Origin of the sequence: Roseateles sp., from assembly GCF_965229315.1 — a bacterium.
Classification (GTDB): Bacteria; Pseudomonadota; Gammaproteobacteria; order Burkholderiales; family Burkholderiaceae_C; genus Pelomonas.
In genome coordinates this window covers 1,163,939-1,185,500 of the sequence record NZ_CBDDJA010000002.1, presented here as the reverse complement: position 1 = coordinate 1,185,500, position 21,562 = coordinate 1,163,939, and the positions used below count along the sequence as shown (strand labels likewise).

At 67.0% G+C, this 21,562-nt stretch carries 21 protein-coding genes; 3 read left to right on the top strand and 18 right to left on the bottom strand.

Annotation, left to right across the window (positions count from 1 at the left end):
• Window positions 1–3: 3 nt before the first annotated feature.
• The 6 genes from phoB to pstS form a co-directional block, all read right to left on the bottom strand.
• A complete protein-coding gene (phoB, locus tag ACO07H_RS10280; protein WP_422013725.1) occupies window positions 4–705 on the bottom strand; it encodes a phosphate regulon transcriptional regulator PhoB in 702 nt (233 codons plus the stop codon).
• Window positions 706–718: 13 nt separating this feature from the next.
• Window positions 719–1,426 (bottom strand): phosphate signaling complex protein PhoU, encoded by a 708-nt coding sequence (gene phoU / locus ACO07H_RS10275; RefSeq protein ID WP_422013723.1) that lies wholly within the window; start codon window positions 1,424–1,426, stop codon window positions 719–721.
• A 49-nt stretch (window positions 1,427–1,475) separates the two neighbouring features.
• The gene (gene pstB, locus ACO07H_RS10270; RefSeq protein WP_422013721.1) at window positions 1,476–2,261 is read right to left on the bottom strand and encodes a phosphate ABC transporter ATP-binding protein PstB; all 786 of its coding nucleotides are present in this window, start codon (window positions 2,259–2,261) and stop codon (window positions 1,476–1,478) included.
• Between the two features lie 9 nt (window positions 2,262–2,270).
• Complete coding sequence (gene pstA, locus ACO07H_RS10265; protein ID WP_422013719.1) at window positions 2,271–3,134, bottom strand: phosphate ABC transporter permease PstA; 864 nt, start codon at window positions 3,132–3,134, stop codon at window positions 2,271–2,273.
• Window positions 3,131–4,090 carry a phosphate ABC transporter permease subunit PstC gene (gene pstC / locus ACO07H_RS10260; RefSeq protein ID WP_422013717.1) on the bottom strand — a complete coding sequence of 320 codons (960 nt, stop codon included), beginning with the start codon at window positions 4,088–4,090 and terminating at the stop codon, window positions 3,131–3,133. The genes pstA and pstC overlap by 4 nt, the downstream gene beginning before the upstream one ends.
• A gap of 149 nt (window positions 4,091–4,239) precedes the next feature.
• Window positions 4,240–5,277, bottom strand: coding sequence for a phosphate ABC transporter substrate-binding protein PstS (gene pstS, locus ACO07H_RS10255; RefSeq protein WP_422013715.1), 1,038 nt, complete (start codon window positions 5,275–5,277; stop codon window positions 4,240–4,242).
• A gap of 227 nt (window positions 5,278–5,504) precedes the next feature.
• On the opposite strand from pstS, the gene ACO07H_RS10250 reads away from it, so the two are divergent.
• On the top strand, window positions 5,505–5,984 hold the full coding sequence (locus ACO07H_RS10250) for a fasciclin domain-containing protein (protein ID WP_422013713.1): 480 nt from the start codon (window positions 5,505–5,507) through the stop codon (window positions 5,982–5,984).
• 63 nt (window positions 5,985–6,047) lie between these two features.
• Here the strand turns inward: ACO07H_RS10250 and glmM are convergent, their stop codons facing one another.
• From glmM to ACO07H_RS10230, 4 genes are all read right to left on the bottom strand, one after another.
• Window positions 6,048–7,379 (bottom strand): phosphoglucosamine mutase, encoded by a 1,332-nt coding sequence (gene glmM / locus ACO07H_RS10245; protein WP_422013711.1) that lies wholly within the window; start codon window positions 7,377–7,379, stop codon window positions 6,048–6,050.
• Window positions 7,380–7,410: 31 nt separating this feature from the next.
• The gene (gene folP, locus ACO07H_RS10240; RefSeq protein WP_422013709.1) at window positions 7,411–8,247 is read right to left on the bottom strand and encodes a dihydropteroate synthase; all 837 of its coding nucleotides are present in this window, start codon (window positions 8,245–8,247) and stop codon (window positions 7,411–7,413) included.
• Between the two features lie 69 nt (window positions 8,248–8,316).
• A complete protein-coding gene (gene ftsH / locus ACO07H_RS10235) occupies window positions 8,317–10,227 on the bottom strand; it encodes an ATP-dependent zinc metalloprotease FtsH (protein WP_422013707.1) in 1,911 nt (636 codons plus the stop codon).
• A gap of 84 nt (window positions 10,228–10,311) precedes the next feature.
• Window positions 10,312–10,986 carry an RlmE family RNA methyltransferase gene (locus ACO07H_RS10230; protein WP_422018625.1) on the bottom strand — a complete coding sequence of 225 codons (675 nt, stop codon included), beginning with the start codon at window positions 10,984–10,986 and terminating at the stop codon, window positions 10,312–10,314.
• Between the two features lie 20 nt (window positions 10,987–11,006).
• Between ACO07H_RS10230 and ACO07H_RS10225 the strand changes: the two genes are divergently transcribed.
• On the top strand, window positions 11,007–11,486 hold the full coding sequence (locus tag ACO07H_RS10225) for a YhbY family RNA-binding protein (RefSeq protein ID WP_422013705.1): 480 nt from the start codon (window positions 11,007–11,009) through the stop codon (window positions 11,484–11,486).
• Here the strand turns inward: ACO07H_RS10225 and ACO07H_RS10220 are convergent.
• From ACO07H_RS10220 to ACO07H_RS10195, 6 genes are all read right to left on the bottom strand, one after another.
• Window positions 11,464–11,907 (bottom strand): DUF4149 domain-containing protein, encoded by a 444-nt coding sequence (locus tag ACO07H_RS10220; protein ID WP_422013703.1) that lies wholly within the window; start codon window positions 11,905–11,907, stop codon window positions 11,464–11,466. The genes ACO07H_RS10225 and ACO07H_RS10220 overlap by 23 nt on opposite strands.
• Window positions 11,907–12,383, bottom strand: a complete 477-nt coding sequence (gene greA, locus ACO07H_RS10215; protein WP_422013701.1) for a transcription elongation factor GreA — start codon at window positions 12,381–12,383, stop codon at window positions 11,907–11,909. Before greA ends, ACO07H_RS10220 begins: the two co-directional genes overlap by 1 nt.
• Before the next feature lie 84 nt (window positions 12,384–12,467).
• Window positions 12,468–15,746: a carbamoyl-phosphate synthase large subunit gene (gene carB, locus ACO07H_RS10210; RefSeq protein WP_422013699.1), complete on the bottom strand. Its 3,279-nt coding sequence runs from the start codon at window positions 15,744–15,746 to the stop codon at window positions 12,468–12,470.
• 18 nt (window positions 15,747–15,764) lie between these two features.
• A complete protein-coding gene (leuE, locus tag ACO07H_RS10205; RefSeq protein ID WP_422013697.1) occupies window positions 15,765–16,406 on the bottom strand; it encodes a leucine efflux protein LeuE in 642 nt (213 codons plus the stop codon).
• Window positions 16,407–16,419: 13 nt separating this feature from the next.
• A complete protein-coding gene (gene carA, locus ACO07H_RS10200; RefSeq protein WP_422013695.1) occupies window positions 16,420–17,580 on the bottom strand; it encodes a glutamine-hydrolyzing carbamoyl-phosphate synthase small subunit in 1,161 nt (386 codons plus the stop codon).
• A 170-nt stretch (window positions 17,581–17,750) separates the two neighbouring features.
• Window positions 17,751–18,152: a GlcG/HbpS family heme-binding protein gene (locus tag ACO07H_RS10195; protein WP_422013693.1), complete on the bottom strand. Its 402-nt coding sequence runs from the start codon at window positions 18,150–18,152 to the stop codon at window positions 17,751–17,753.
• 102 nt (window positions 18,153–18,254) lie between these two features.
• Here ACO07H_RS10195 and ACO07H_RS10190 point away from each other — a divergent pair, with 102 nt between their 5' ends.
• Window positions 18,255–18,947, top strand: coding sequence for a Bax inhibitor-1/YccA family protein (locus tag ACO07H_RS10190; protein ID WP_422013691.1), 693 nt, complete (start codon window positions 18,255–18,257; stop codon window positions 18,945–18,947).
• Window positions 18,948–19,128: 181 nt separating this feature from the next.
• Here the strand turns inward: ACO07H_RS10190 and rlmD are convergent, their stop codons facing one another.
• Together rlmD and rpoS are read right to left on the bottom strand one after the other, a co-directional pair.
• Window positions 19,129–20,493, bottom strand: coding sequence for a 23S rRNA (uracil(1939)-C(5))-methyltransferase RlmD (gene rlmD, locus ACO07H_RS10185; RefSeq protein WP_422013689.1), 1,365 nt, complete (start codon window positions 20,491–20,493; stop codon window positions 19,129–19,131).
• A gap of 31 nt (window positions 20,494–20,524) precedes the next feature.
• Window positions 20,525–21,532, bottom strand: a complete 1,008-nt coding sequence (rpoS, locus tag ACO07H_RS10180) for an RNA polymerase sigma factor RpoS (protein ID WP_422013687.1) — start codon at window positions 21,530–21,532, stop codon at window positions 20,525–20,527.
• Window positions 21,533–21,562 lie beyond the last annotated feature (30 nt).

The window sequence follows — 21,562 nt, the reverse complement described above, 5'->3', positions numbered from 1 at the left end:
GCCTCAGGCGGACAGCGCGCTGCTGTGCTGCGTCAACCGGTAACCGGCGCCGCGCACGGTCTCGATCATGCGGGCGCACTGCACGCGCTCCAGCGCCTCGCGCAGCCGCTTGACGTGGACGTCGATGGTGCGCTCCTCGATGAAGACGTGGTCGCCCCAGACACGGTCCAGCAGCTGCGAGCGGCTGTGCACGCGCTCGGGGTGCGTCATCAAAAAGTGCAGCAGGCGGAACTCGGTGGGGCCGAGCTTGACCTCGATGCCTTCGCGGCTGACACGGCGCGTGCCCGGGTCCAGCAGCAGCGGGCCCACCTCGACCGCGCTGTCCAGCGCCTCGGGCGCCTTGCGGCGCAGCACGGCGCGGATGCGGGCGAGCAATTCGTTCGTCGAGAACGGCTTGGTGATGTAGTCGTCGGCGCCGGCATCCAGGCCCGAGATCTTGTCGCTCTCGTCGGCACGCGCCGTCAGCATGATGACGGGCAGCTCCTTCGTTCGCGCTGCGCCGCGCCACTGGCGAGCCAGTGCCACGCCGCTCTGCCCCGGCAACATCCAGTCCAGCACGACCAGGTCCGGCAGCACGCGGTCCACCTCGTACTGCGCCGCCGCCGAACTGCCGGCGATGGTCACCTCGAAGCCTGCATGGCGAAGGTTGATGGAGATCAGCTCGGCAATCGCCGATTCGTCTTCCACCACAAGGATTCGGCTCATGTGATCGACTCCTTCACCGGACCATGGTCTCGACGGCTTCGACGGAGTTGTGCCGCACGTCCTGCCCCTTGACCACGTAGATGATGACTTCGGCCAGGTTCTTGGCGTGGTCGCCCACACGCTCGATGGCCTTGGCGACGAACACCAGGTCGATGGACGAGGAGATGGTGCGCGGGTCTTCCATCATGTAGGTGATGAGCTTGCGCAGCAGGCCGTCGAACTCCTTGTCGATCTCGTCGTCATGCTTGAGCACGTCCAGCGCACGCTCGACGTCCAGCCGGGCGAAGGCGTCCAGCGCCTTGCGCAGCTGGCTGGTCGCCAGCTCGGCCTCGTAGGCCAGGTCGGACATCGGCAGGCGCATGCGGCTGGAGACGCCGCTGGACACCAGGCGCTGCACGGTGCGTGCGATGCGCGCGGCCTCGTCGCCCACGCGTTCGAGGTTGGCGATGCTCTTGCTGATCGCGATCAGCAGGCGCAGGTCGCGCGCCGTGGGCTGGCGGCGCGCGATGATGGTGGAGAGATCGCGGTCGATCTCGACTTCCATCGCATTCACGCGGCCTTCCTTGGCCAGCACGTCGTCGGCCGACTCCGCGCTGAAGTCCACCAGCGCCTGCACGGCCTGGGCGACCTGGGCTTCGACGAGGCCGCCCATCTCCAGCACGCGCGTGGAGATGCCGCTGAGCTCGGTATCGAACTGGGTCGAAAGATGCTTGTCAACCATATGAACTCCTGTTGTTCTTGGCGCTGGGCCGGACTCGGGGACCGGCCGGTCAGCCGAAGCGGCCGGTGATGTAGTCTTCCGTGTCCTTGCGCTTGGGCTTCATGAACAGCTCGGCCGTGGGGCCGAACTCGATCAGGTCGCCCAGGTACATGTAGGCCGTGTAGTCCGAACAGCGCGCGGCCTGCTGCATGTTGTGGGTCACGATGGCGACGGTGTAATCGCTCTTCAGTTCGTGGATCAGCTCTTCGATCTTGCCGGTGGAGATCGGGTCCAGCGCCGAGCAGGGCTCATCCAGCAGCAGCACCTCGGGCTTGATGGCGATGCCGCGGGCGATGCACAGGCGCTGCTGCTGGCCGCCGGACAGGCCCGAGCCGCTCTGGTTGAGCTTGTCCTTCACCTCGGTCCACAGGGCCGCTTTTTTGAGCGCCCACTCCACGCGCTCGTCCATCTCCACGCGCGGCAGCGTCTCGAACAGGCGCACGCCGAAGGCGATGTTGTCGTAGATGGACATGGGGAACGGCGTGGGCTTCTGAAAGACCATGCCGACCTTGGCGCGGATCAGCGAGACGTCGTCCTTGCTCGCGAGGATGTTCTCGCCGTCCAGCAGGATCTCGCCTTCGGCGCGCTGCTCGGGGTAGAGCTCGAACATGCGGTTGAGCGTGCGCAGCAGCGTGCTCTTGCCGCAGCCCGACGGGCCGATGAAGGCGGTGACCTTCTTCTCGGGGATGTCGAGGTTGATGTTCTTCAGCGCGTGGAAGTTGCCGTAATAGAAGTTCAGGTTGCGCACCGAGAGCTTGGCGCGCTCGCCCACGGGCATATCGACTTTGACGTCCATGGTGAGTCCTTAGTGTTTGTTCTTGAAGAGCACGCGGGCGAGGATGTTCAGCAGCAGCACGCCCATGGTGATCAGGAAGACGCCGGCCCAGGCCAGCTTCTGCCAGTTCTCGTAGGGGCTCATCGCGAACTTGAAGATCGTGACCGGCAGGCTGGCCATCGGTGCGCTGACATCACTGGTCCAGAACTGGTTGGACAGTGCCGTGAACAGCAGTGGCGCCGTCTCGCCGGACACGCGGGCCAGCGCCAGCAGGATGCCGGTGATGACGCCCGCGCGGGCGGCCTTCAGCGTGATCGCGAGGATGACCTTCCACTTCGGCGTGCCGAGGGCGTAGGCGGCTTCGCGCAGCGCGTTGGGCACGAGGCTGAGCATGTTCTCGGTCGTGCGGATGACGACGGGAATGACCAGCAGCGCCAGCGCCAGCGCCCCGGCCAGGCCGGAGAAGCTCTTCAGCTTGGCCACGACCACGGCGTAGACGAACAGGCCCACGACGATGGACGGGGCCGACAGCAGGATGTCATTGATGAAGCGCACCGCGCTGCCCAGCCAGGTCTTCTGCCCGTACTCGGCCAGGTACACGCCGGCCAGGATGCCGATGGGTGTGCCCACCAGTGTGGCCAGGCCCACCATGACGAAGCTGCCGAAGATGGCATTCGCCAGGCCGCCGCCCTCTGCCTGCGGCGGCGGCGTCATCTCGGTGAACGTGGCCAGGCTCAGGCCACCGATGCCGAGGTAGATGGTCTCGAACAGGATCCAGATCAGCCAGAACACGCCGAAGGCCATGGCCCCCAGCGACAAGGCCAGCGCGACGAAATTAACGCGCTTGCGTTTGTTGTGCATCGCCAGGCGGCGAGCAGCCAGCGGGGTGCTCATGAGCGCGCTCCTTCGTTCTTCTTCAGGCGTGCCAGCAGCAGCTTGGAGATCGTCAGCACGACGAAGGTGATGAGGAAGAGCACCAGGCCGAGGTACATCAGCGAGGCCTGGTGCAAGCCCTCGCCGGCTTCGGCGAACTCGTTGGCCAGCGTGGAGGTGATGCTGTTGGCCGCCTCGAAGACGGACAGCGAATTGAGCTGGTTCATGTTGCCGATGACGAAGGTGACCGCCATCGTCTCGCCCAAAGCGCGGCCCAGGCCCAGCATGATGCCGCCCACCACGCCGGTCTTGGTGTACGGCAGCACGACGCGGGAGACGACCTCCCAGGTCGTCGCACCCAGGCCGTAGGCGCTTTCCTTCAGCATCGGCGGCGTGACCTCGAACACGTCCCGCATCACCGAGGCGATGAACGGGATGATCATGATGGCCAGGATGATGCCGGCCGACAGGATGCCGATGCCGACCGGCGGTCCGGAGAACAACGCGCCGATGTAGGGCACGCCGGCGAACACGGCCTGCAGCGGCTGCTGCACGAACGTGGCCAGGATGGGGCCGAACACCAGCAGGCCCCACATGCCGTAGACGATGGAGGGCACGGCGGCCAGCAGCTCGACGGCAATGCCGAGCGGCCGCTTGAGCCAGCTGGGCGACAGTTCGGTCAGGAAGATGGCGATGCCGAAGCTGACCGGCACGGCGATGATCAGCGCGATGAACGAGCTGGCCAGCGTGCCGTAGATCATCACCAGGCCGCCGAACTTCTCCTGCACCGGGTCCCACTCCGCACTCGTCAGGAAGCCCAGGCCGAAGGCCTTCAGCGCGGGCGCGGCGCCGATGATGAGCGAGCCGATGATGCCGACCATCAAGGCCAGCGTCAGCCAGGCGGCGCCCTGCGACAGGGCGGCGAACAACCCGTCAGCCCACGGAGCGACACGGCGGCGCGGCGGCGGCGGCTTCATGGCGTTGGGCTCAGGTTCGCTTCGATCAACGCGGTTCGCGTCGTCGGCGGGAAGGATGGCGGCCAAGTAACCTCCGGAAGTCTGAAAGATGAACCGTGCGTTGGATACGGCAAAGCCCGGCTGCGCCGGGCCTGCTCAGCACCTTCGCGTCACTTGAACGCGATGGCCTTGCCGGACGTGTCCTTGATCTCGCCCCACTGCTTGCGCACCAGGTCCTTGACGGCGGCGGGCAGCGGCACGTAGTCCAACTCGTCGGCCATCTTGTCGCCGTTGGCGTAGGCCCACTCGAAGAACTTCAGCGCGGCGGACGCGTTGGCGGCCTTGTCCTGCGACTTGAACATCAGGATGTAGGTCGGGTTGGTCAGCGGCCACGCGGCCTTGCCCGGCTGGTCGGTCGTGATCTGGTAGAAGGTCTTGTTCCAGTCGGCACCGGCCGCGGCGGCCTTGAAGGCGTCGTCGCTCGGGTTGACCCACTGGCCATCCTTGTTCTTCAGCTGCACGTACGTCATCTTGTTCTGCTTCACATAGGCGTACTCGACGTAGCCGATGGAGTTGGGCAGGCGCTGCACGAAGGCGGCGACGCCCTCGTTGCCCTTGCCGGCCGTGCCGGCCAGCCACTTGACCGTCGTGCCTTCGCCGACCTGGGTCTTCCACGACTCGCTGACCTTGGACAGGTAGTTCGTGAAGATGAACGTCGTGCCGGAGCCGTCTGCGCGGGCGACGGGGGCGATGGCGGCGTCAGGCAGCGGCACGCCGGGGTTCAGCGCGGTCAGGGCCGCGTCATTCCACTTCGTGATCTTGCCCAGGTAGATGTCGGCCAGCACGGTGCCGGTCAGCTTGATCTGCCCCGGGGCGATGCCCTTGATGTTGACGACGGGCACGACGCCGCCGATGACGGTCGGGAACTGCACCAGGCCGTCCTTGGCCAGCTCGTCGTCCTTCAGCGGCATGTCCGACGCGCCGAAGTCGACCGTCTTGGCCTTGATCTGGCGGATGCCGGCGCCGGAGCCGACCGACTGGTAGTTGATGCGGGCGCCGGTGGCCTTGTTGTAGGCATCGGCCCACTTGGCGTAGATCGGCGCGGGGAAGGTGGCGCCAGCACCGGTCACGTCCTGGGCAAAGGCCACATGGGCACCGGAAAGGGTGGCGACGATCGCGAGCGACTTGCTGACGTGGACAAAGTTCATCTGTGTACCTTCCGCAGAGCGGTTTTGACGATGTCCGGCATCCTAGGGATCGAATGTGACGGCTCGGTGACTCCCTTGGGGATCACCGTCGCATTGGAGCGCGCGAACTGGCCCGTGTGAAGCCACCCGGGGCACTTTATGACAACGTCATTTGAGCTTCACGCGATCGTCATATGGCGCTCCTACAGTGCCGGCCAGTTGTTTCTGACCCCAACCGGAGCCCTCGAATGATCCGCCGCACTTCCCTGATCGCACTGGCCGCCAGCGCCCTGCTCGCCGCCTGCGCCACCACGCCCACCCCGGCTCCGCTGGCCGAGACGCTCGCTCGCGAGCCGCAACTGAGCACCTTCAACCGCCTGGTGGCCCAGGCCGGCCTGACCGACACGCTGCGCGCCGCCGGCCCGTTCACCGTCTTCGCCCCCAGCGACGACGCCTTCAAGGCCGTGCCTGCCAAGACGATGGAGGCGCTGGTGGCCGACCCGGCCCAGCTCAAGGCCGTGCTGGGGTATCACATCGTCGAAGGCCAGGTGACCGCCGCCGACGTGAAGCCGGGCGCCGCCAAGACCCGCCAGGGCGCCAGCGTGGCGCTGGCCAAGGCGGGCAGCTTCGTCACCGTGGACGACGCCGTCGTGCAGCAAACCGACATCCTGGCGACGAACGGCGTGGCGCACGTCGTCGACCGCGTGCTGATGCCGCCCAAGAAGTAAGCCGCTGCGGCACCAAAAGCGAAGGCCGCCCGAGGGCGGCCTTTTGCACCGGCCAGCGAAACGTCAGACGGCCACGGCATCCACCAGCCGCTGCGCGCAGCGCTGCGCCAGCGCGGCATCCGACGCCTCCACCATCACGCGCAGCAGCGGCTCGGTGCCCGACGCACGGATCAGCACGCGGCCGCGGTCGCCCAGCTCGGCCGTCACGGCCACCTGTTCCTCGGCCAGCCGAGTGCTGGTCTTCCAGTCCTGGCCGGCCTGCAGCCGGACGTTGATGAGCGTCTGCGGGAACAGGTCCACGCCGTGGAGCTGCTCCGCCAGGCTGCGACCGCTGCGGCAGACGGCCTGCAGCACCAGCAGCGCGCTGACGATGCCGTCGCCGGTGGTGTGCTTGTCCAGCGCCAACAGGTGGCCCGAGCCCTCGCCGCCGAGCTGCCAGCCGCGCGCGGCCAGCTCTTCGAGCACGTAGCGGTCGCCGACCTTGGCGCGCACGAACTCGACGTCCCGCGAGCGCAGCGCCAGCTCGACCGCCATGTTGGTCATCAGCGTGCCCACGGCGCCGGGCACGCGCAGGCCTTGCGCCAGGCGGTCGGCCACCATCACGTAGAGCAGCTCGTCGCCGTTGTACAGGCGCCCCTGGGCGTCGACCAGTTGCAGCCGGTCGGCGTCGCCGTCCAGCGCGACGCCATAGTCGGCGCCGTTGGCCTTGACGGCCTCGACCAGCGCGCCGGGCGCCGTCGCGCCGAAGCCGGCGTTGATGTTGAAGCCGTCCGGCTTGCAGCCGATGGAAATGACCTCGGCGCCCAGCTCATGGAAGACGTCCGGCGCCACGTGGTAGGCCGCACCGTGCGCGGCATCGACGACGATCTTCAGGCCCTTGAGCGTCAGGTCCGAGCCGAAGCTGTTCTTGCAGAACTCGATGTAGCGGCCGCGCGCGTCCTCCAGCCGCTTGGCGCGGCCCAGGCTCGCCGAGTCCACCCACTGCGGCGCCTCGTCCAGCGCGGCCTCGACGGCCAGCTCCCAGGCGTCCGGCAGCTTCTCGCCCTTGGCCGAGAAGAACTTGATGCCGTTGTCCTGGAAGGCGTTGTGCGAGGCGCTGATGACGACGCCCAGGTCCAGCCGCAACGCGCGGGTCAGGTAGGCGACGCCCGGCGTGGGCAGCGGCCCGGTCAGCAGCACGTTGACACCCGCGGAGGCGAAGCCGGCTTCCAGCGCCGACTCGATCATGTAGCCGGAGATGCGCGTGTCCTTGCCGATCAGCACCGTCGGGCGCTGGGTCGTCTTGCGCAGCACGCGGCCGACCGCATGGCCCAGGCGCAGCATGAAGTCGGGCGTGATCGGGGCCTGGCCCACGGTGCCTCGAATGCCGTCGGTTCCGAAATGCTTGCGGCTCATCGAGCGCTTCCTCCACAGATCATTGAAAACCCTAGTGCCGGATTGTCGCCGCATCGACCGCGGCCCACACCTTGAGCGCGTCCACCGTTGCCGCGACATCGTGCACGCGCAGCACGTGCGCACCGGCGCTCACGGCCCTCAGCGCCGCCGCCAGGCTGGCCGGCAGGCGCTCGCCCACGGCGCGCCCGGTGATCTCGCCCAGCGTGCGCTTGCGCGACCAGCCGACCAGCAGCGGACGGCCCAGCGCCGCCAGCGCCCGCTGCCCGGCCAGCAGCCTAAGGTTGTGCTGCGCGGTCTTCGCGAAGCCATAGCCCGGGTCCAGCGCGATGCACTCCGCCGGGATGCCGGCAGCCCGCGCGGCATCGGCACGCCCGCGCAGAAACGCCGCCACGTCGGCCACGACGTCGTCGTACTGCGCCAGGTCCATCATCGACGCCGGCTCGCCGCGCATGTGCATCAGGCACACGCCCGCGCCGCTGCCGGCCACGGCCTGCAGGGCGCCCGGCAACTGCAAGGCCTGCACGTCGTTGACGATGTCGGCGCCGGCATCGAGCGCACGGCGCATGACCTCGGGCTTGTAGGTGTCCACCGACACCGGCACGCCCAGCGTCAACGCGGCCGCCAGCACGTCAGCGATGCGGGTCCACTCGGACGTGGCGTCCACGCGCGGTGCGCCGGGGCGCGTCGATTCGCCGCCGATGTCCAGCAGGTCGGCGCCCTCGGCCACCAGGCGCTCGCAGTGCGCGATGCCTGCGCGGGTGTCGTCGTGCCGGCCGCCGTCCGAGAAGGAGTCCGGCGTCACGTTGACGATGCCCATCACGCGCGGGCGGCTCAGGTCGATGCGGAAACGGCGGGTCTGCCAGTGCATGGGTGCTTCAAATGAAAAACGGGCCCGGTGTCAGCGGGCCCGTTTCGTGACGGTCGTGGTGTCGTGGGATCAGGCCGCGGCGGGGGCGCCATCGGTGCTGACTGCGGGCGTGCCGCCGGACGGGCCGTTGCTGGGCGTCGGCGGCGTCGTGCCACCCGGCTCGCGCGGCGGGCGGCCGGCCATGATGTCCAGGATCTGGTCGCGGTCGATGGTTTCCCACTTCATCAGCGCCGCGGTCATGGTCTCGACCTTGTCGCGGTTGTCTTCCAGGATCTTCTGCGCCACGGCGTACTGCTCGTCGAGGATGCGGCGGATTTCGCCGTCGACCTTCTGCTGCGTGCTCTCGCTGATGTTGGTCGTCTTGGTCATGCTGCGGCCGAGGAACACTTCGCCCTCGTTCTCGGCATAGACCATCGGGCCCAGCAGGTCGCTCATGCCGTAGCGCGTGACCATGTCGCGCGCCATGCGGGTGGCACGCTCGTAGTCGTTGGAGGCACCCGTGGAGATGTCGTGGACGAACAAGTCCTCGGCAATGCGGCCACCGAACATGATGCTGATGCTGTTGAGCATCTGCTTGAAGTACAGGCTGTGCTGGTCACGTTCGGGCAACTGCCAGGTCACGCCCAGCGCACGGCCGCGCGGCATGATGGTGACCTTGTGGACCGGGTCGGTGCCCGGCAGCAACTCGGCCACGACGGCATGGCCGGACTCGTGATACGCGGTGGCTCGCTTCTCGTCCTCGGTCATGACCATGCTCTTGCGCTCGGGGCCCATGTAGAGCTTGTCCTTGGCACGCTCGAAGTCGATCATCTCGACAAGGCGACCGCCGCGCCGCGCCGCGAACAGCGCCGCCTCGTTGACGAGGTTGGCCAGGTCCGCGCCGCTCATGCCGGGCGTGCCGCGGGCCAGGATGGACGCGTTGACGTCCTGGCCAATGGGCACCTTGCGCATGTGCACGTTCAGGATCTGCTCGCGGCCGCGGATGTCCGGCAGCGTCACGTAGACCTGGCGGTCGAAGCGGCCCGGGCGCAGCAGCGCCGGGTCCAGGATGTCCGGCCGGTTGGTGGCCGCGATGACGATGACGCCGAGGTTGGTCTCGAAGCCGTCCATCTCGACCAGCATCTGGTTCAGCGTCTGCTCGCGCTCGTCGTTGCCGCCGCCCAGGCCCGCGCCACGATGACGGCCGACCGCATCGATTTCGTCGATGAAGATGATGCAGGGCGCGCTCTTCTTGGCCTGCTCGAACATGTCGCGCACACGGGCCGCGCCGACGCCGACGAACATCTCGACGAAATCGGAGCCCGAGATCGTGAAGAACGGCACCTTGGCCTCGCCGGCGATGGACTTGGCCAACAGCGTCTTGCCGGTACCGGGAGGGCCGACCAGCAGCACGCCACGCGGGATGCGGCCGCCCAGCTTCTGGAACTTCTGCGGGTCCTTCAGGAAGTCGACCAGCTCCTTGACCTCTTCCTTGGCCTCGTCGCAGCCGGCGACGTCCGCGAAGGTCACGGTGTTGCTGGCTTCGTCCAGCATGCGCGCCTTGGACTTGCCGAAGCTGAACGCCCCGCCCTTGCCGCCGCCCTGCATCTGACGCATGAAGTAGACCCAAACGCCGATAAGCAGCAGCATGGGCGCCCAGTTGATCAGCATGCTGAGCAGGAAGCTCTGCTCCTCGCGCGGCTTCACATCGAACTTGATGCCGTTGTTGCGCAGGTCGCCGATCAGGCCGCGGTCCAGGTAGGTGGCCGTGACGCGCAGCTTGTCGCCGTCGGTGGTCTCGGCGAGGATCTCGGCGCCGCTGGCGCCGCCTTCGGTCAGCGTGACCTGCTTGATGCGCCGCGCCTGGACCTGGTCAAGGAACTCGGAATAACCGATCTGCTTGCCGGGTGCCGTCGCTCCGCCGAACTGTTTGACGACCGTGAACAGCACCAGGGCGATCACGATCCAGACGGCGAATTTCGAAAACCACTGATTGTTCACAACGACTCCTTGGCCCCGATAGCCACGTTCAGGCTCAGGACAGTGGGGGCGATTTTAGTTGACGCAAGAGGGTGGCCCCTGACATCAGCGGGGTTTCAAACCGATTCCGACCAAGAAATTCTCGGAAGAGCGGATGCGGGAGGCCTTGGGTTTGACGGCTTTGACCGCCTTGAAACGGGCCCGGAACAACGCCACCAGCTCGTTGTAGCCGCTGCCATGAAAGACTTTGGCCACCAGCGCGCCTTCGGGTTTGAGGTGCTGGCCAGCGAAATCCACCGCCAGCTCAACCAGGTTGGAGATGCGGGCGGCATCGGTGGCGGCAATGCCCGACATATTCGGTGCCATGTCGGACACCACCACGTCCACCGGCCGCCCCGCCAGCGTGGCCTCCAGCTGGGCGTAGACCGCTTCATCCTGGAAGTCCCCCTGGATGAACTGCACGCCCTCGATGGGCTCGAAATCCAGCAGGTCCAGCGCAATGATGGTGCCATTGAGCTGACCCACCGCCGCACCGCCCTGACCCGCTTCCTTCGGCGCGAACCGGCGGCGCAGGTACTGGCTCCAGGCGCCCGGCGTGGCCCCCAGGTCGACCACCACCTGGCCTGGGCGGATCAGCTTCAGTTCCTCGTCGATTTCCTTGAGCTTGTAGGCGGCGCGGGAGCGGTAGCCGTCCTTCTGCGCCTGCTGCACATAGGGGTCGCTGACGTGGTTGTTCAGCCACGCCTTGTTGAGCTTCTTGCTTTTGGTTTGAGTTTTCATGCCCACGGGATAATACGGGGATGCCTCAAATCAATTTGACTCCCGCCCAGCGCAAGGACAAGCGTGCCGATGCCCACCATCTCGACCCGGTCGTGATGATCGGTGGCGAGGGCCTGACGCCCGCCGTGGTGAAGGAAACCGACCTGGCGCTGAATTCGCACGGCCTCATCAAGGTCCGCGTGCTCGGCGATGATCGCGCGGCCCGCGAGGCGATGTTCGTCCAGCTCTGCGACGAACTGAACGCGGCGCCCATCCAGCACATCGGCAAGCTGCTGGTGCTGTGGCGCCCCATCCCGGAGAAGCCCAAGGCCGAGCGCGAAGGCGTCATGCCCGGCCCGCGCGTGGTCAAGATCGTCAAGTTCTCCAAGAGCGGCAACGGCCGCCCGCAGATCAACAAGGTCAAGGTCATGGGCAACGAGCGCGTGACCCAGGGCGGCGAGATCAAGCGCGTGAAAAAGCGCGCGGTGACCACCAGCGTCAAGAAGCGCGCCGCTGACTGATCCAGGCCAGGGCCAGGACCGCCAGGCCCTTCACGCCGAAGAACACCAGCGAGGCGCCGTGCAGCGCCGCGAAAGACGCCACGCCGGTACCGGCCCGCGCATTCGCCATCAGCGGCTGCAGGCCGTAATAGCCCGCGATGGTGCAGAACAGTGCCACGGCCGGCAGCAGCAACGCCGCCGAGAACACGGGGCCGGCAGCGCCGGCCTCGGCCGCGTCACGCGCCAGGCGGCGCTCCAGCAGGATCAGGATCAGCGCGGCGGCCAGGCTGACCTGCGCCTCCACCGCGAACAGCCGCCCGACGAACAGGCCCGCCTGGGCGCGCTCCAGGACCGCGAAGGCGCTGGGCGCCGCCGCGAAGGCCACACACAGCAAAAAGCCGCCCCACAGGGCGGCCAGCAGCGTCTGAAGGCGCGAGAACATCACTCGTAGCGAACTTCGACAATCTCGTAGCGCTTGATGCCGCCGGGCGCCTGCACCTCGGCGACGTCGCCGGCTTCCTTGCCGATCAACGCACGCGCGATGGGCGAGCCGATGGAGATGCGGCCCTGCTTGATGTCGGCCTCGTCGTCGCCGGTGATCTGGTAGGTCACCTCGGTGCCGCTGGCTTCTTCTTCCAGGTCCACGGTCGCGCCGAAGACCACGCGGCCACCGGCGTCCAGCGTCGATGGATCGATGATCTGGGCGGCGGCCAGCTTGCCTTCGATCTCCAGGATGCGGCCTTCGATGAAGCCCTGCTTGTCCTTGGCCGCGTCGTACTCGGCGTTCTCGCTCAGGTCGCCCTGGGCGCGCGCCTCCGCGATCGCCTGGACGACGGCGTGACGTTCGACGGTCTTGAGCCGGTGCAGCTCGGCCTTGAGCGCCTCAGCGCCGCGCTTGGTCAGGGGAATGGTCGTCATGTCAAAACTCGATGGCAAAAAGAGTTCCGCCGCTGCGGCCCGGGCGTTCCCGAGCTGCGGCGGCGGAATCAATGAGCAAAGATTTTAAGTCAGCTCGGCGTGCAGTTCCTGCAGGGATTGCACGGTCAGCCCGTCACGATGTTTCATGCCTTCCACCGCCGCCTCGCAGCCGGCCATGGTCGTGTAGTAGGTCACGCGGTTGGCCAACGACGCCTGGCGGATGTAGCGGCTGTCGGCAATGGCGGTGCGGGTCTCGTCCACCGTCGTGAAGACGAGCTGGATGTCGCCGCCCTTGAGGGCATCGACGATGTGAGGGCGGCCATCCTTGATCTTGTTGATCAGCTTGACGGGGACCCCGGCTTCCGTGATGGCCGCGGCCGTGCCCCGGGTGGCCACGATGCCGAAGCCCAGCGCGTGCAGATCCTTGGCGATGACGATGGCGCGGGCCTTGTCGTTGTTCTTCACCGTGACCAGCACATTGCCCTGACGCGGCAGGCGCGAGCCGGCGCCGATCTGGCTCTTCAGCATCGCCTCGCCGAAGGTCTTGGCGAAACCCATGACCTCGCCGGTCGAGCGCATCTCGGGGCTGAGGATGGGGTCCACACCCGGGAACTTGTTGAACGGGAAGACGGCTTCCTTGACGCTGAAGTACGGCGGAATGACCTCGGCCGGCACGCGGCCCTTGCGGTCGCGCTGGTCCACCAGCTTCTGGCCGGCCATGCAACGCGCGGCGATCTTGGCGAGCTGCTGGCCGGTGGCCTTGGACACATAGGGCACGGTGCGCGACGCCCGCGGGTTCACTTCGAGCACATAGACCGTGCAGGCGGCGAGGCCGGCCGTCACGTCGCCCTGGATGGCAAACTGCACGTTCATCAGGCCGACGACCTTCAGCGCCTTGGCCATCGCGGCCGTCTGGCGGCGCAGCTCGTCCTGCAGGTCGGCAGCCAGCGTGTAGGGCGGCAGCGAGCAGGCCGAGTCGCCGGAATGGATGCCGGCCGCCTCGATGTGTTCCATGATGCCGCCGATCATCACGTCGCCCGTGCTGTCGGCGATGCAGTCCACATCGACCTCGACAGCATCCTCCAGGAAGCGGTCCAGCAGCACCGGTGACTTCTCGCTGACGCGCACGGCCTCGCGCATGTAGCGCTCCAGGTCCTTGTCGCCATGCACGATCTCCATCGCACGGCCGCCCAGCACGTAGCTCGGGCGCACGACCAGCGGGTAGCCGATCTCGTTGGCCAGTTGCACCGCCGCTTCTTCGGTGCGCGCGGTGCGGTTGGGCGGCTGGCGCAGGCCGAGTTCATGCAGCAGCTTCTGGAAACGCTCGCGGTCCTCGGCGATGTCGATGGAGTCGGGCGTCGTGCCGATGATGGGCACGCCGGCACGCTCCAGGTCCAGCGCGAGCTTGAGCGGCGTCTGGCCGCCGTACTGCACGATGACGCCGACCGGCTTTTCCTTGTCGACGATCTCCAGCACGTCTTCCAGCGTGACGGGCTCGAAGTACAGGCGGTCGGACGTGTCGTAGTCGGTCGAGACGGTCTCGGGATTGCAGTTGACCATCAGCGTCTCGTAGCCGTCCTCGCGCATCGCGAGCGCGGCATGCACGCAGCAGTAGTCGAACTCGATGCCCTGGCCGATGCGGTTGGGGCCACCGCCCAGCACCATGATCTTCTTCTTGTCGGTCGGCGCGGCCTCGCATTCGGCGCCCTCGCCCTCGTAAGTCGAGTACATGTAGGCGGTCTGCGTGGCGAACTCGGCCGCGCAGGTGTCCACGCGCTTGTAGACGGGGCGCACGTTCAACGCATGGCGGCGCTCGCGCACCGCGTGCTGGTGGGTGCCCAGCAGCTTGGCCAGGCGCTTGTCGGAGAAGCCCTTGGTCTTCAGCAGGCGCAGTTCAGCCTCGCTGAGCGATTCGACCGCACGGCCCTGGATGGCCTGTTCGATCTGGATCAGCTGCTCGATCTGCGCCAGGAACCACGGGTCGATGGCGGTCTCTTCGTGGATCTCGTCCAGGCTCATGCCGATGCGGAACGCGTCGGCCACGAACAGGATGCGCTCGGGGCCGGCCTCGCCGATCTCCTGCACGATGTCCTCGCGGTCGGTCGAACGCTCGGTCAGGCCGTCGATGCCGGTCTCCAGGCCGCGCAGCGCCTTCTGGAACGACTCCTGGAAGGTGCGGCCCATGGCCATGACCTCGCCGACCGACTTCATCTGCGTCGTCAGGCGCGAATCGGCCATCGGGAACTTCTCGAACGCGAAGCGCGGGATCTTGGTGACGACGTAGTCGATGCTGGGCTCGAAGGACGCTGGCGTGATGCCACCGGTGATGTCGTTCTTCAGCTCGTCCAGCGTGTAGCCCACGGCCAGCTTGGCGGCGATCTTGGCGATGGGGAAGCCGGTGGCCTTGGAGGCCAGGGCGGATGAGCGCGACACGCGCGGGTTCATCTCGATGACGACCATGCGGCCGTCCTTCGGGTTGATGGAGAACTGCACGTTGGAGCCGCCGGTGTCCACGCCGATCTCGCGCAGGATGGCGATGCTGGCGTTGCGCAGCAGCTGGTATTCCTTGTCGGACAGCGTCTGGCTCGGCGCGACGGTGATGGAGTCACCGGTGTGGATGCCCATCGGATCCAGGTTCTCGATGGAGCAGACGATGATGCAGTTGTCCGCCTTGTCGCGGACGACCTCCATCTCGTATTCCTTCCAGCCGATCAGGCTCTCCTCGATGAGCAGTTCGTTGGTCGGCGACAGGTCCAGGCCGCGCTTGCAGATGGTCTCGAATTCTTCCGGGTTGTAGGCGATGCCGCCGCCCGAGCCGCCCAGCGTGAAGCTTGGGCGGATGACCATGGGGAAGCCCGCGCCGCCGATCTCGGCGTGGATGCGCTTCTGCACCCCCCAGGCCTCTTCGAGCGAATGCGCGATGCCGGACCGGGCCGATCCCAGGCCGATCTTGGTCATCGCGTCCTTGAACTTCAGCCGGTCCTCGGCCTTCTCGATGGCGTGCTCGTTGGCACCGATCATCTCGACGTTGTACTTGGCCAGCACGCCATGCTTGTGCAGGTCCAGCGCGCAGTTCAGCGCGGTCTGGCCGCCCATGGTCGGCAGCACCGCGTCGGGCCGCTCTTTGGCGATGATCTTCTCGACGACCTGCCAGGTGATGGGCTCGATGTAGGTGACGTCCGCGGTGTCCGGGTCCGTCATGATCGTTGCCGGGTTGCTGTTGACGAGGACGACCTTGTAGCCCTCTTCGCGCAACGCCTTGCAGGCCTGGGCGCCGGAGTAGTCGAACTCGCAGGCCTGGCCGATGATGATCGGGCCCGCGCCGATGATGAGGATGGTCTTGAGGTCTGTACGTTTCGGCATGGCGGTCTGCGGTTCTGCTTAAAGGGTGGCGGTTGCGAGCTTGGCCCCGAACCCGACAAAAAGTGCGCCAACGCTGGCGCTGGCCGTGCTGGACAGCCGGCGGCGCGCGCGAAAGGCGGCGGCCAGGCGGGCGCCGGCAAAGATCAGCGTCGACAGATAGATGAAGCTCAAGCCCTGGATGATGGAACCCAGGATTAGGAAGGTCAGCGCCGGGCGCGGGTAGGCCGGGTCGACGAACTGGATGAAGAAGGACAGCAGGAAGGCGATGGCCTTGGGGTTCAGCAGGCTGACGACCAGTGCCTTCCTGAACGGCTGGCTCGCATCGACGACGCGCGGCGCCTCGCTCGTGCCGGCCTCGCCGCGCCACGTGCGCACCGCGCCGCGCAGCAGTTGCAGGCCGATCCAGCCGAGGTAGGCCGCGCCCACCATCTTCACGACGAAGAAGATCTGCGGGCTGGCCATCAGCAGCGACGCGCCGCCGGCAGCCGCCGCCGTCATCAGCACCGTGTCGCCCACGAACACGCCGCACGCCGCGCCGTAGCCCGTGCGCACGCCGCGCTGCGCCGCGACGGACAGCACGTAGATCGAGTTGGGCCCGGGCAGCAGGATGATGAAGACCGCCGCTGCGAGGAAGGTGCCGAGGTCGGTGATGCCGAACATGCGAAGGCCTCCTTCAGGACTTGTTCATCAGGGACACGAAACGGTCGAACAGATAAGCGATGTCGTGCGGACCGGGGCTGGCTTCCGGGTGGCCCTGGAAGCTGAAGGCCGGCTTGTCGGTGCGGGCGATGCCCTGCAGCGTGCCGTCGAACAGGCTCACGTGCGTGGCGCGCAGGTGGGCGGGCAGCGTGTCGGGGTCGACCGCAAAGCCGTGGTTCTGGCTCGTGATGCAGACCCGACCGTTGTCCAGGTCCTTCACCGGGTGGTTGGCACCGTGATGGCCGAACTTCATCTTGAAGGTCTTCGCGCCCGAGGCCAGCGCGAGGATCTGGTGGCCCAGGCAGATGCCGAACACCGGGATGCCGGACTCGATGAGCTGGGCCGTGGCCTTGATGGCGTAGTCGCAGGGCTCCGGGTCGCCGGGGCCGTTGGACAGGAACACGCCGTCCGGCTCCAGGTCGAACACGGCGCTGGCGGGCGTCTGCGCCGGCACCACCGTGACCTTGCAGCCGCGCTCGGCCAGCATGCGCAGGATGTTGAGCTTGACGCCGAAGTCATAGGCGACGACGTGAAAGCGCGGGCTGGTCTGCGTGCCGTAGCCGCTGCCGAGGTTCCATTCGGTCTGCGTCCAGACCTCGCTGTCGGAGCGGCTGACGACCTGGGCCAGATCGAGACCGGACATTGAAGGAGCAGCCTTGGCGGCACCGACGGCCGCGTCGATATGCACCTGCGTCAGCGCTTCACCTGCGGGCAGCGCCAGGATGCAGCCGTTCTGCGCGCCGTGCGTGCGCAGCAGTCGGGTCAGGCGGCGCGTGTCGAGACCCGCGATGGCCACGGTACCCTCGTCACGCAGGTACTGGTCAAGGCTGCGGCTGGAACGGAAGTTGGACGCGCGCAGCGGCAGGTCCTTGATGACCAGGCCGGCCGCAAACACCTTGGAGGCTTCGACGTCTTCGTCGTTGACGCCGTAGCTGCCGATGTGCGGATACGTCAGCGTGACGATCTGCCGGCAGTAGCTGGGGTCGGTCAGGATTTCCTGATAGCCGGACAAGGCGGTGTTGAACACCACCTCGCCGACGGTCTGACCCGTGGCGCCGATGGACTGGCCTCGGAACACCGTCCCATCCGCCAACGCCAAGATTGCTTGAGGGGGATGAAGCAGGTCAGCCAGCACGAAAGTCTCCGCAAGTGGGGCGCGTGCCCAGCATCAGCCCGTCGGCAACGACAGGCCAATTTGAGGAAACCGAGGAGGGTTCGCGCCGGGCAGCAGGTGGATTCGGGTAAACCTATCGAGTATAGCCGACCAGGGTTAGTACGGAGCCTTCGTGAGCCCGGCGCGAGGCCTCAAAGCGCCGCGATGCCAGCGCGGGCGATCTCCGCGTCCTCGGTGGACTTGACGCCGCTGACACCCACCGCACCCACGCACTGGCCGTCCACCAGGATGGGCACGCCGCCTTCGAGCATGCCTCGCAGGCCCGGCGCGCTCAGGAACGACGTGCGCCCCTGGTTGATGATGTCCTCGTAGACCTTGGACTCGCGCCGCCCCAGCGCGGCCGTGTGGGCCTTGGCCGGCGCGATCTGCGCGGAGATGGCGGCGGCACCATCCAGGCGCTGCAGCCACAGCAGGTGGCCACCGGCATCGGCGATGGCGATGGTGACGGCCCAGCCGTGCTGGCGGGCATGGGCTTCGGCTGCCGCCGCGATGCGTTTGACGTCGTCGAGTTCGAGTAAAGCTTGTTGTTTCATGGCTTGATTTCCAGGGTCAAGGCCTCAATGTAGCCCCCAAGCAGCGCCATAGAATGGCGCTCGGTTTACCTTGCTTTACTTTTTGTTCCTGGAGGCTCGTCAATGAACGACACCGTGCAAACCCAATACGGTTATGCCAACGCAGGCCTGGCGGCCGACCGCCAGCGCGTGCTGCGCAATACCTACTGGCTGCTGGCCCTTTCTCTCGTGCCGACCGTGCTGGGCGCGTGGATCGGCGTCGCCACCGGCCTGTTCCAGCTGATGAGCCCCGGCATGAGCATGCTGGTGTTCTTCGTCGGCGCGTTCGGCCTCATGTTCGTCGTCGAGAAGACCAAGGACAGCGCCACCGGCGTTGTGGCGCTGCTCGCCTTCACGTTCTTCATGGGCTTGATGCTGTCGCGCCTGGTCGGGCACGTGCTTGGCTTCAGGAACGGCACGTCGCTGGTCATGACGGCTTTCGGCGGCACCGCCGCGATCTTCTTCACGATGGCAACGCTGGCCACCGTCATCAAGCGCGACCTGTCGTCCATGGGCAAGTTCCTGATGGTCGGCGCGGTCATCCTCATGGTGGCCGGCATCGCCAACGTCTTCCTGCAGTCGTCGGCGCTGATGCTGACGATCCTGGTGCTGGTGCTGGCCGTGTTCTCTGCCTTCATGCTGTACGACATCAAGCGCGTCATCGACGGCGGCGAGACCAACTACATCAGCGCCACGCTGGCGATCTACCTGGACATCTACAACGTGTTCCAGAGCCTGCTGTCGCTGCTGGGCATCTTCGGCGGCGACCGCGACTGACGACTCACCCCTGAAGGCGCTGACGCGCCTGCCCGTCAAGGGGGCACTGCCAACGGCCCGGCAAAGCCGGTTCCGTGGCAGTCGCTCGATGAAGGAGCCTGCTGACGCAGGCTCCTTTTTTGTGCGCGCTCGAAGCCGGCGATGCTTCAGTTCCGGCATCACATCGCTATGCGATATGAGCCTACTCCGAAGCATTGCGGTCAAACACCGCAATGCTTTCGACGTGCGCGGTGTGCGGGAACATGTTCACCGCACTGGCCGCCGTGCACCGGTAGCCGGCCACGTTGACCAGCAGGCCCGCGTCGCGCGCCAGCGTCGCCGGGTTGCAGCTCACGTAGACGATGCGCTTCGGCGGCACCCACCCCGGCGCCAGCGACGGGTCCTGGGCGATGTCGGCCACCGCCTTGGCCAGCGCAAAGGCGCCCTCGCGCGGCGGGTCGATCAGCCAGCGGTCGGCCGTGCCGTCCAGCGCCAGCAACTCTGGCGTCATCTCGAACAGGTTGCGCGCCACGAAGCTCGTCTTGTGCGCCAGGCCATTGGCCTGGGCGTTCTCGCGCGAGCGCTGCACCAGCGTCTCGCTGCCCTCGATGCCCAGCACCTCGCGCGCCTGGCGCGCCAGCGGCAGCGTGAAGTTGCCCAGGCCGCAGAACCAGTCGATGACGCGCTCATCCGGTTGCACCGCCAGCAGGCGCAGCGCGCGGCCCACCAGCGACGCGTTGATGTGCGGGTTCACCTGCGTGAAGTCCGTCGGCTTGAACGGCATGCGGATGCCGAATTCCGGCAGCGTGTAGGCCAGCTCCGGCCCGCCTTCGTCGAGCAGCTTCACCGTGTCCGGCCCCTTGGCCTGCAGCCACCACTGGATGCCGTGCTCGGCCGCGAATGCGCGCAGCAGCGCCAGGTCGCCGTCCGGCAGCGGGTTGAGGTGACGCAGCACCAGCGCGATGACCTCGTCGCCCATCGCCAGTTCGATCTGCGGCAGGCGGTCGCGCTCGGCCATGGCGGCGATCAGCGCACGCATCGGCATCAACAGGTCGCTGACGACCTGGGGCACGACCTTGCAGACCTGCATGTCGGCCACGTAGCGGCTCTTGCGCTCGTGAAAGCCGATCAGCACCACGCCCTTCTTCTGCACGTAGCGCACCGAGAAGCGCGCGCGATAGCGGTAGCCCCAGGCCGGGCCCTCGATGGGCCGCAGCAGCACCTCGGGCTTGACCTTGCCCAGATGCCAGAGCTGGTCTTCCACCACCCGCTGCTTGACCGCGACCTGGGCGCCCGCGTGCAGGTGCTGCATCTTGCAGCCGCCGCAGGCGCCGGCATGCAGGCCGAAGTGCGGGCAGCCCGGCGTCACGCGCAGCGGGCTTTCCTTCTTGATGGCGGTGAGCGTGCCCTGCTCCCAGTTGTTCTTGCGGCGCGAGATCTGCGCCTGCACGATTTCACCGGGCAAGGCGCCATCGATGAACACCACCTTGCCCTCGGCGTTGTGTGCCACGCCTTGCGCTTCAAGTTCGATCGAGTCGACCTTGAGCCATTCCGTCGTCTGAGTCATCCCCCAATTATCCGGGGGAGTCGCTGCCGGCCTAGAAGAGGCTGTCCCGATCGACACCGTGGCGCATCATGTTGCGCTTCAACTTCGCCAGCGCCTCGATCTGGATCTGTCGGATGCGCTCACGGGTGAGCTTCAGGCGGATGGCCAGCACGTCCAGCGTTTCGGGCTCGCGGTCGGACAGGCCGTAGCGGCCCGACAGCACCTCGCGTTCGCGCTCGTTCAGGCTCGCCAGGCCGTGCTGCAGCAGTTCCTCGACCTCATGCGACAGGCGCAGGCCCATGGGGTCGACGGCCTGCTCGTCAGCGACGAGATCCAGCATGGACTCGCCACCCTCGCTGCCGCGGTCCACCGGCGAGTCCAGCGAACTCGGCAGCTCGGCATAGGTCAGCAACTCGGCCACCTCAGCCACCGGGCGACCCAGCGCCTGCGCGACGTCTTCGGCGCGCACACGGCCGGCCGTGCCCTGGGCGCTCTGCAGCGCCTCCAGCGCGCGACGCGCCTTCAACACCTGGTTGAGCTCACGCACGATGTGCACCGGCAGCCGCACCAGGCGGGCCTGGTGCATCAGCGCGCGCTCGATGCTCTGGCGTATCCACCAGCTCGAATAGGTCGAGAACCGGAAGCCCCGATCGGGCTCGAACTTGCCGATGGCATGCATCAGACCCAGGTTGCCTTCCTCGATGAGGTCACTCATCGGCAGGCCGCGGCCCAGGTAGTTCTTGGCGATGCTGACGACCAGGCGCAGGTTGTGCTCGATCATGGCCTGCCGCGCGTCGAAGTCGCCCGCGCGCGCGGCCTGCGCCGTGTCGAACTCCTGCTGCGGCGTCAGCAGCGGCGTGCGGCGGATGTCACGCAGGTAGGCCTGCAGCGCATTGCCCAGTTCGACATCGTCGGCGATCGCACCGCGCAGCGCCTTGGCCTCGTCCTCACCGCTGGACGGATCCGCCGCGGGCTCGTCGCCATTCATCGCCGACATCATGGCGCCGGGCGCCCGCACCGCGCCGTCATGGCCGTTGGACTTGGGCGCAGCGCGTTTCATGACGTGGTCGCTGGCCCGGTGTAGATGGCT

Excerpts from the sequence above, each read along its gene's own strand:
- phoB (WP_422013725.1), bottom strand. The coding sequence starts at position 705 with ATGAGCCGAATCCTTGTGGTGGAAGACGAATCGGCGATTGCCGAGCTG.
- phoU (WP_422013723.1), bottom strand. The coding sequence starts at position 1,426 with ATGGTTGACAAGCATCTTTCGACCCAGTTCGATACCGAGCTCAGCGGC.
- pstB (WP_422013721.1), bottom strand. The coding sequence starts at position 2,261 with ATGGACGTCAAAGTCGATATGCCCGTGGGCGAGCGCGCCAAGCTCTCG.
- pstA (WP_422013719.1), bottom strand. The coding sequence starts at position 3,134 with ATGAGCACCCCGCTGGCTGCTCGCCGCCTGGCGATGCACAACAAACGC.
- pstC (WP_422013717.1), bottom strand. The coding sequence starts at position 4,090 with ATGAAGCCGCCGCCGCCGCGCCGCCGTGTCGCTCCGTGGGCTGACGGG.
- pstS (WP_422013715.1), bottom strand. The coding sequence starts at position 5,277 with ATGAACTTTGTCCACGTCAGCAAGTCGCTCGCGATCGTCGCCACCCTT.
- ACO07H_RS10250 (WP_422013713.1), top strand. The coding sequence starts at position 5,505 with ATGATCCGCCGCACTTCCCTGATCGCACTGGCCGCCAGCGCCCTGCTC.
- glmM (WP_422013711.1), bottom strand. The coding sequence starts at position 7,379 with ATGAGCCGCAAGCATTTCGGAACCGACGGCATTCGAGGCACCGTGGGC.
- folP (WP_422013709.1), bottom strand. The coding sequence starts at position 8,247 with ATGCACTGGCAGACCCGCCGTTTCCGCATCGACCTGAGCCGCCCGCGC.
- ACO07H_RS10230 (WP_422018625.1), bottom strand. The coding sequence starts at position 10,986 with ATGAAAACTCAAACCAAAAGCAAGAAGCTCAACAAGGCGTGGCTGAAC.
- ACO07H_RS10225 (WP_422013705.1), top strand. The coding sequence starts at position 11,007 with ATGCCTCAAATCAATTTGACTCCCGCCCAGCGCAAGGACAAGCGTGCC.
- ACO07H_RS10220 (WP_422013703.1), bottom strand. The coding sequence starts at position 11,907 with ATGTTCTCGCGCCTTCAGACGCTGCTGGCCGCCCTGTGGGGCGGCTTT.
- greA (WP_422013701.1), bottom strand. The coding sequence starts at position 12,383 with ATGACGACCATTCCCCTGACCAAGCGCGGCGCTGAGGCGCTCAAGGCC.
- carB (WP_422013699.1), bottom strand. The coding sequence starts at position 15,746 with ATGCCGAAACGTACAGACCTCAAGACCATCCTCATCATCGGCGCGGGC.
- leuE (WP_422013697.1), bottom strand. The coding sequence starts at position 16,406 with ATGTTCGGCATCACCGACCTCGGCACCTTCCTCGCAGCGGCGGTCTTC.
- ACO07H_RS10195 (WP_422013693.1), bottom strand. The coding sequence starts at position 18,152 with ATGAAACAACAAGCTTTACTCGAACTCGACGACGTCAAACGCATCGCG.
- ACO07H_RS10190 (WP_422013691.1), top strand. The coding sequence starts at position 18,255 with ATGAACGACACCGTGCAAACCCAATACGGTTATGCCAACGCAGGCCTG.
- rlmD (WP_422013689.1), bottom strand. The coding sequence starts at position 20,493 with ATGACTCAGACGACGGAATGGCTCAAGGTCGACTCGATCGAACTTGAA.
- rpoS (WP_422013687.1), bottom strand. The coding sequence starts at position 21,532 with ATGAAACGCGCTGCGCCCAAGTCCAACGGCCATGACGGCGCGGTGCGG.